Raw genomic sequence first — 7031 nt, forward strand, 5'->3', positions numbered from 1 at the left:
GCGTGACGCCGCCGTTCCAGCTCGACGACGAGCACCTGTCCGAGACCACACGCCTGACGCACCGCGTGCTCGACCTGCGCCGCCCCTATATGCAACGCAACCTGATGCTGCGCTACCGCGTGGCGATGGAGGTGCGCAAGTGTTTGGATGCCCACGGCTTCATCGACATCGAGACGCCGATGCTGACCAAGAGCACGCCGGAGGGCGCGCGCGACTACCTGGTGCCCAGCCGCGTGCACGACGGTATGTTCTACGCGCTGCCGCAGTCGCCGCAGCTGTTCAAGCAGCTGCTGATGGTGGCCGGTTTCGATCGCTACTACCAAATCATCAAGTGCTTTCGCGACGAGGATTTGCGCGCCGACCGCCAGCCCGAGTTCACACAGATCGACATCGAGACCTCGTTTCTGACGGAGCAGGAGATCCGCGATCTGTTCCAGGGCATGATCAAGACGGTGTTTGCCAACACCATCGGCGTGGATTTGGGCGAGTTCCCGGTCATGCCGTACGCCGAGGCGATGGCACGCTACGGCTCGGACAAACCCGACCTGCGCGTCAAGCTGGAATTCACCGAACTCACCGACGCGGTCAAGGATGTGGACTTCAAGGTGTTTTCGGCGCCGGCGCAGATGCCAGGCGGACGCGTCGTCGCCCTGCGCGTGCCGGGTGGCAGCCAGCTCTCGCGCAGCGAGATCGATGCTTACACCGAGTTCGTCAAGATCTACGGCGCCAAGGGGCTGGCCTGGATCAAGGTGAACGACCTGGCCGCCGGCCGCGACGGGCTGCAGTCACCGATCGTCAAGAATCTGCACGACGCTGCGCTGCAGGCCATTCTGCAGCGCAGCGGTGCACAGAACGGGGACCTGCTGTTCTTTGGCGCCGACAAGGCCAAGATCGTCAACGACGCCATCGGCGCGCTGCGCGTCAAGATCGGCCACAGCGAGTTCGGCCGCAAGCATGGCCTGTTTGAGGACCGCTGGGCGCCCCTGTGGGTGGTTGACTTTCCGATGTTCGAGTATGACGAGGACGAGGGTCGGTGGGTGGCGGTGCACCACCCCTTCACCGCGCCCAAGGACGGCCACGAAGACCTGATGGACACCAACCCCGGGGCGTGCCTGGCCAAGGCCTACGACATGGTGCTCAACGGCTGGGAGCTGGGTGGCGGTTCGGTGCGCATTCACCGTGCCGATGTGCAGAGCAAGGTGTTTGCCGCGCTCAAAATCGGCCCCGAAGAGGCGCGCGCCAAGTTTGGCTTTTTGCTCGACGCGCTGCAATATGGCGCCCCGCCCCACGGCGGACTGGCGTTCGGGCTGGACCGTCTGATCACGCTGATGACGGGGGCCGAGTCGATTCGCGACGTCATCGCCTTTCCGAAAACGCAGCGCGCGCAGTGCCTGCTGACGCATGCGCCCAGCCCCGTCGATGAGAAGCAGTTGCGCGAGCTGCACATCCGCCTGCGCAATCCGCAGCTGGCGTGATACAGTGGAACAAGTCTGATCACAGGAGCCTTCTCATGACCGACAACACGCTGCAACCCAAGGACAAGCTCGTCGCCGACCTGAAGGTGGTCGTGGCGGATGCCGAAGAACTGCTGGCGGCCACCGCCCACTCGACAGGGGAGAAGGTGGCCGAACTGCGCGAGCGGCTGCAGGAGAATCTGCGTACGGTGCGCTACCGTCTGGCCGATGCCGAAGCGGCGCTGCGCGAGCGCACGCGCGAAGTGGCCAAAGCCACCGACCACTATGTGCACGAGCATCCCTGGAAAGCCATCGGCGTGGCTGCCGGCATCGGTTTGCTCGTGGGTATGCTGATCGGTCGTCGCTGATCTTCTGAGCCGGGCGGTTGCCGCTCAGCGAGCCAACGGCATGGCACGAAACGACGAGTCGTCGAGCCGCGCAGCTTCGGAATCGCTCGGGTCCGCCGTTCGGGGCTGGCTGCTTGACGCCGCAGAGCTGCTGCGGGTGCGCCTGGCGCTGCTGAGCGTCGAAGCGGCCGAACACGCCCAAGCCGTTGCCGAAGCGATGGGTGCTGCGGTGGCTGCCGCGGTGCTGTTGGCGCTCGGGTTAGGTTTTTTGGCCGTGCTGCTGACGGTGCTGCTTTGGGACAGCCACCGATTGCTCGCCCTGGCGGTATTCACCGCGGTTTTCTTGACACTGGGGGGCTTGGTGCTGGTGTGGGCACAGCGCCGCCTGCGCGGGGTGCACTGGTTTGCAGCCAGCACCGCGGAGCTGGTCCGTGACATGGAGCGCTTGCGTGGCCGCGGCTGATGCGCATGACCGGCTGGCTGCGCGGCGGCATGCGCTGCAGCAGCGCTCGGCCGAGTTGCGTGAGCGCCTGGCGATGCACAGCGCCGCGCTGGCACCGGCCATCGGCTGGGCTGATCGTGCGCGCGAGGGTTGGCGCTGGCTGCGGACCCACCCCTGGGTCCCCCTGGCTGGTGCCGTGGTGCTGGTTTTGCGGCGCCCCCGCATGGTTTGGCGGGGGGGCTGGTGGGTGTGGCGGGCGTGGCGGTTGTGGCAACGCTACAGCCCCTGGCTCTCCAGGGTGGGTGTGCGACCAGGGCGTCCCTTCCCGTCGGCAAAGCGCCGTGCGGACCGCATCTAACCCATTGGGGTATGCCGATACAATGGACGACCACATTTAGGCAGGGTACGCTCCATGTTTGTCATCGTCGGCTGGCTGGTGGCCATCGTTTGTATTTTTGGCGTCTTCATCATCCACGGCGGCAACATCGGGGTCATCATGAAGGCGCTGCCCTTCGAGATGCTCACCATCTTCGGAGCGGCCATCGGGGCCTTTGTGGCCGGCAATATGATGAAGGTACTCAAGGGCGTCGGCCGCGGGTTGGGGGCCTGTTTCAAGGGCTCCAAGTACACCAAGGCCCGCTTCATGGACCTGCTGGCGCTTTTGTTCGATATCCTGCAAAAAGCGCGCAAAGAGGGTCTGATGGCGATTGAAGGGGATGTGGAAAATCCCGAGCAGTCCCCGCTGTTTCAAAAATACCCGACGATTGCGAGCGATCACCATACGGTCGAGTTCATCACCGACTATTTGCGCCTGATGGTGTCGGGCAACCTCAATGCCCACGAGATCGAAGCCATCATGGACGCCGAGCTCGACACCCACCACGCCGAGGAGCATGCGGCGGTCGCCGCCCTGCAGCGGCTGGCCGGGGCGCTGCCAGCTTTCGGTATCGTGGCGGCGGTGCTTGGCGTGGTCAACACGATGGGCTCGGTCGGCCAGCCGCCGGCCGTGCTGGGCGGCATGATTGGTTCAGCCCTGGTCGGGACCTTTCTGGGTATCTTGCTGGCGTATGGCTTCGCGGAGCCCTTGGCCAGTTTGCTCGAGCAAAAGGTCGAAGAGAGCAGCAAAGAGTTTCAGTGCATCAAGACCACGCTGCTGGCCAGCATGCAAGGCTATGCGCCGATGACTGCCATCGAATTTGGGCGCAAGGTGCTCTTCTCCACCGTGCGTCCCTCGTTCAACGAACTCGAAGCCCACGTCAAGAAAAAATAACGCCCTAGACCTGACCTTGCTTCGCTTCTATACGTCCCATGGCCTCCTCCGGCAAACCGCTGCAGCCCATCATCGTCAAGCGCGTCAAAAAAGGCGGGCATGGCGCGCACGGGGGCGCATGGAAAATCGCTTACGCCGACTTCGTGACGGCGATGATGGCGTTTTTCCTGCTGATGTGGCTGCTGGGCTCGACCACCGAAGGCGACCGCAAGGGGCTGGCGGACTACTTCAACCAGCCGTTGAAGGTGATGCTCTTTGGCGGGCCTGGGTCGGGCGGCGCGACGAGTATTTTGGACGGCGGGGGTGATGATCTGACCAAGAGCGTGGGTGAGGTCGCCAGCGGCAACATCGAGGAGAAGCTGCGCGAGCTGGGGTCCCAGCTCGCCCGGGCCGAGGCGATCCGGCAAGACAAGCAGCGCATCGCCACCTTGCGGGACAAGATCGAGAACATCATCAATCTCAACCCCCAGCTGGCCGAGTACCAAAATCAGATCCGTCTGGAAATGGTGCAGGACGGCCTGAACATCCAGATCGTCGACGATCAGCGGCGGGCCATGTTCGACACCGGCAGCGCGCTGGTCAAACCCTACATGCGCGATATCCTGCGTGCCATCGCGCAGGCGTTGGCTGAGGTGGACAACCGCATTTCGCTGTCCGGACACACGGATGCCACGCCGTACGGCAGCGGCGAGCGCGCTTACAGCAACTGGGAGTTGTCGGCTGACCGGGCCAATGCGTCTCGCCGCGAGCTGGTGGCCGCTGGGCTGCCCGAGGGCAAGCTGGCGCGCGTGGTCGGCATGGCCGACAAGCAGCTGCTGTTTCCCGACCAGCCGTTCGATCCGCGCAACCGCCGCATCAGTATTCTGGTGCTCACCCGTGAAGCGGAGGAGCGTATGTCCAAATCCCTTGAGGCTGCACCCACGGTCAACGACGAGAGCGACGCTCGCTCGGCGCTGGAGGCGGCGCAAAATCCTGCTGTCAAGGCCTCACCCGCTGCCGATGGGCGGGTCATGCCCTTAAACTAAGGCCGTTCCGGACGGAGTCTTCCATGGCCGATGTGCGTTTTTTGATTGTCGACGACTTTTCCACGATGCGCCGAATCGTGCGCAACCTGCTCAAGGAGCTTGGGCATGGGGATGCCGACGAGGCGGAGGACGGCTCGGCCGCGCTGCACAAGCTGCGCAACGGCAAGTTCGACATGGTCATCACCGATATCAACATGCCCAATATGAATGGCTTTGAACTGCTCACGCAGATCAAGTCAGACGAAAAGCTCAAACATCTGCCGGTGCTGATGGTCACGGCCGAGGCGCGAAAGGAAGACATCATCGCCGCGGCCCAGGGCGGGGCGGCTGGCTACATCGTCAAGCCGTTCACCAAAGCCACGCTCGAAGAAAAGCTCACCAACATTTTTCGCAAGATGGGTTGGGCCTGACGGCACCACGGGGAGGGTAGGTCATGAGCGATGCGGCATCCGAAGCGCCCAAGCCCGACGGCAAAGGCGATATCTATCAGCGACTGGGCGAGATCACGCGGGAGTTGCATGAGGCGCTCAAGGCGCTGGGCTATATGCCCGCACTCAAGGACGCCGTCGGCGAGCTGCCCGATGCGCGCAGCCGGCTGGAGTACATTGCACGCCTGACAGGCGAGGCCGCCGAGAAGGTGCTCAACCGTGTGGATGAGGCCAAGGCGGAGCAGCACACGGTGATCGACAGCAGCCGCCAGTTGGTCGAGACCATCGGCGCGGTGCCTGGCCTGAAATGGGCCATGCCGGAGCTGTTGGAGTGGTCGCAAAAAATCCAGGCGGCGGCCGAGCGCACCGACCAGCATCTCACCGAGATCATGATGGCGCAGGATTTTCATGACCTGACGGGGCAGGTGATCAAGAAAGTGGTGGCCTTGGCTGGCACGCTGGAGCAGCAGTTGCTGCAGCTCTTGATCGAAACCGCCCCGCCTGCGGCGCCGACGGAGGCGTCCGGCAGCACCGCGGCAGACGAGCCGAAGCGGCCAGAGCTGTCCGGGCCCGTGGTCAACCCCGAGGGGCGCACCGACGTCGTTACCAGCCAGGCACAGGTAGACGACCTGCTGGCCAGCTTGGGTTTCTGATCGCTGCCCCCGGGGTGGGGGCGCAAAAGTGGCGGGTTCTGGCAGCCTTTTTGGGCTTTAGAAACCCTGGGTCCAGCCGGACAATGCGGCCGTCAGCCACCGAGCGGCCGCCATGGAATCGACCCAGGATAAGAATCAACCCGCCACCCCACGACGCTTGCAAAAGGCGCGTGCGGATGGTCAGGTCCCCAGATCCAAGGATCTGACGCATTTGGCGGTCTTGGGTGGAGGGCTTGCGCTGCTGTGGGCGAGCTTGCCATGGGCCTTCGAGCGCATGCGCAGCGCCATGCGCGAGGGTTTGCGCTTTGACGCCGTCTCCGTGCGCGAGCCGCAACGGATGCTCGAGCGCCTGGCCGATGCCTTGCAATGGGCCCTGGGTTACTACCTGCCGCTGGGCCTGGCGGTGATCGCCATTGCCATGACGGCGCTGATCACGGCTGGGTCGTATGCGCTCAGCGCCAAGCCCCTCATGCCCGACTGGTCCAAGATCGGCCTGCTCAGCGGCCTGAAGCGCTTGTTTTCACGACAGCAGATGATCGAGGTGCTCAAGCTCCTGGCCATCACGGCCATGATCGCGTTCATCGGTGGGCTGTATGTCGAATCGCACATCGGTGCATTCGCCAGTCTGTTGCTGCGCCCGCTGGAGGCGGCGCTGGCCCAGTCGCGCGAGTGGTTCATGGTGGGTGTGGCTTGGATGCTGGCTGTGGTGCTGCTCGTGGCGCTAGTGGACGTGCCGCTGCAGCAGTATCTGTATCGCCACCAATTGCGTATGTCGCTGCAAGAGGTGAAAGACGAGCACAAAGAGACCGAGGGCAACCCCTTGGTCAAGAGCAAGCGCCGCCAGCGGGCGCGTGAGATCGCTTATGGCCAGAGTGTGCGGCGCGTGCCCGAGGCCGATGTGGTGGTGATGAACCCGACCCACTATGCGGTCGCGTTGCGCTACGACGAGCGCACCATGGCAGCGCCCCATGTCATCGCCAAGGGGACCGATCTGCTGGCCTTGCGCATCCGCGATGCCGCCCGCGATGCGCACGTGCCCGTGTTGGAGTCGCCCATGCTCGCTCGGGCCCTGTACGCCCACACCGAACTCGACCATCCCGTCCCGGCCGCGTTGTTCACGGCCGTGGCGCAGGTGCTGGCTTATGTCTATCGACTGCGCGCCGCGCTCAAGGGTCAAGGGCCGATGCCCAAACCACCCCGCCCCGACGTGCCTGTCGAACTCGATCCCTTGCACGGTCGCCAACCGGCCAGAACCTTGTCTTGAGTCCTTGACCCATGAACGCCATTTTGCAATCGCTGCAACAGTCGCTTCGCCCCTGGCAGGGCCATGGTCAGGCGCTGGCTGCCCCGGCTCTGGTGATGCTGGTGCTGGCCATGTTGGTCTTGCCCCTGCCCCCGTGGCTGCTGGACAC

At 64.1% G+C, this 7031-nt stretch carries 9 protein-coding genes; all 9 read left to right on the forward strand.

From position 1 onward, the window contains the following. The coding region (gene aspS / locus P3W97_RS05325; protein ID WP_300844495.1) for an aspartate--tRNA ligase at positions 1–1475 on the forward strand (1475 nt) is incomplete at its 5' end. Between the two features lie 35 nt (positions 1476–1510). Next, positions 1511–1822, forward strand: coding sequence for a YqjD family protein (locus P3W97_RS05330; protein WP_300844497.1), 312 nt, complete (start codon positions 1511–1513; stop codon positions 1820–1822). Positions 1823–1862: 40 nt separating this feature from the next. Next, positions 1863–2264: a phage holin family protein gene (locus P3W97_RS05335; protein WP_300844499.1), complete on the forward strand. Its 402-nt coding sequence runs from the start codon at positions 1863–1865 to the stop codon at positions 2262–2264. After that, positions 2251–2601, forward strand: a complete 351-nt coding sequence (locus P3W97_RS05340) for a YqjK family protein (RefSeq protein ID WP_300844501.1) — start codon at positions 2251–2253, stop codon at positions 2599–2601. Before P3W97_RS05335 ends, P3W97_RS05340 begins: the two co-directional genes overlap by 14 nt. A gap of 54 nt (positions 2602–2655) precedes the next feature. Then, positions 2656–3513, forward strand: a complete 858-nt coding sequence (gene motA / locus P3W97_RS05345; RefSeq protein WP_300844503.1) for a flagellar motor stator protein MotA — start codon at positions 2656–2658, stop codon at positions 3511–3513. Between the two features lie 38 nt (positions 3514–3551). Continuing rightward, entirely contained in the window at positions 3552–4538 is a 987-nt protein-coding gene (gene motB, locus P3W97_RS05350) for a flagellar motor protein MotB (RefSeq protein ID WP_300844505.1), read from the forward strand. Positions 4539–4561: 23 nt separating this feature from the next. Continuing rightward, positions 4562–4948, forward strand: a complete 387-nt coding sequence (gene cheY / locus P3W97_RS05355) for a chemotaxis response regulator CheY (protein ID WP_068608392.1) — start codon at positions 4562–4564, stop codon at positions 4946–4948. A gap of 23 nt (positions 4949–4971) precedes the next feature. Then, positions 4972–5619 (forward strand): protein phosphatase CheZ, encoded by a 648-nt coding sequence (locus P3W97_RS05360; protein ID WP_300844509.1) that lies wholly within the window; start codon positions 4972–4974, stop codon positions 5617–5619. Positions 5620–5731: 112 nt separating this feature from the next. After that, entirely contained in the window at positions 5732–6883 is a 1152-nt protein-coding gene (locus P3W97_RS05365; protein ID WP_300844512.1) for an EscU/YscU/HrcU family type III secretion system export apparatus switch protein, read from the forward strand. Positions 6884–7031 lie beyond the last annotated feature (148 nt).

Origin of the sequence: Tepidimonas sp., from assembly GCF_029335975.1 — a bacterium.
In the GTDB taxonomy this organism is placed as follows: domain Bacteria; phylum Pseudomonadota; class Gammaproteobacteria; order Burkholderiales; family Burkholderiaceae_C; genus Tepidimonas.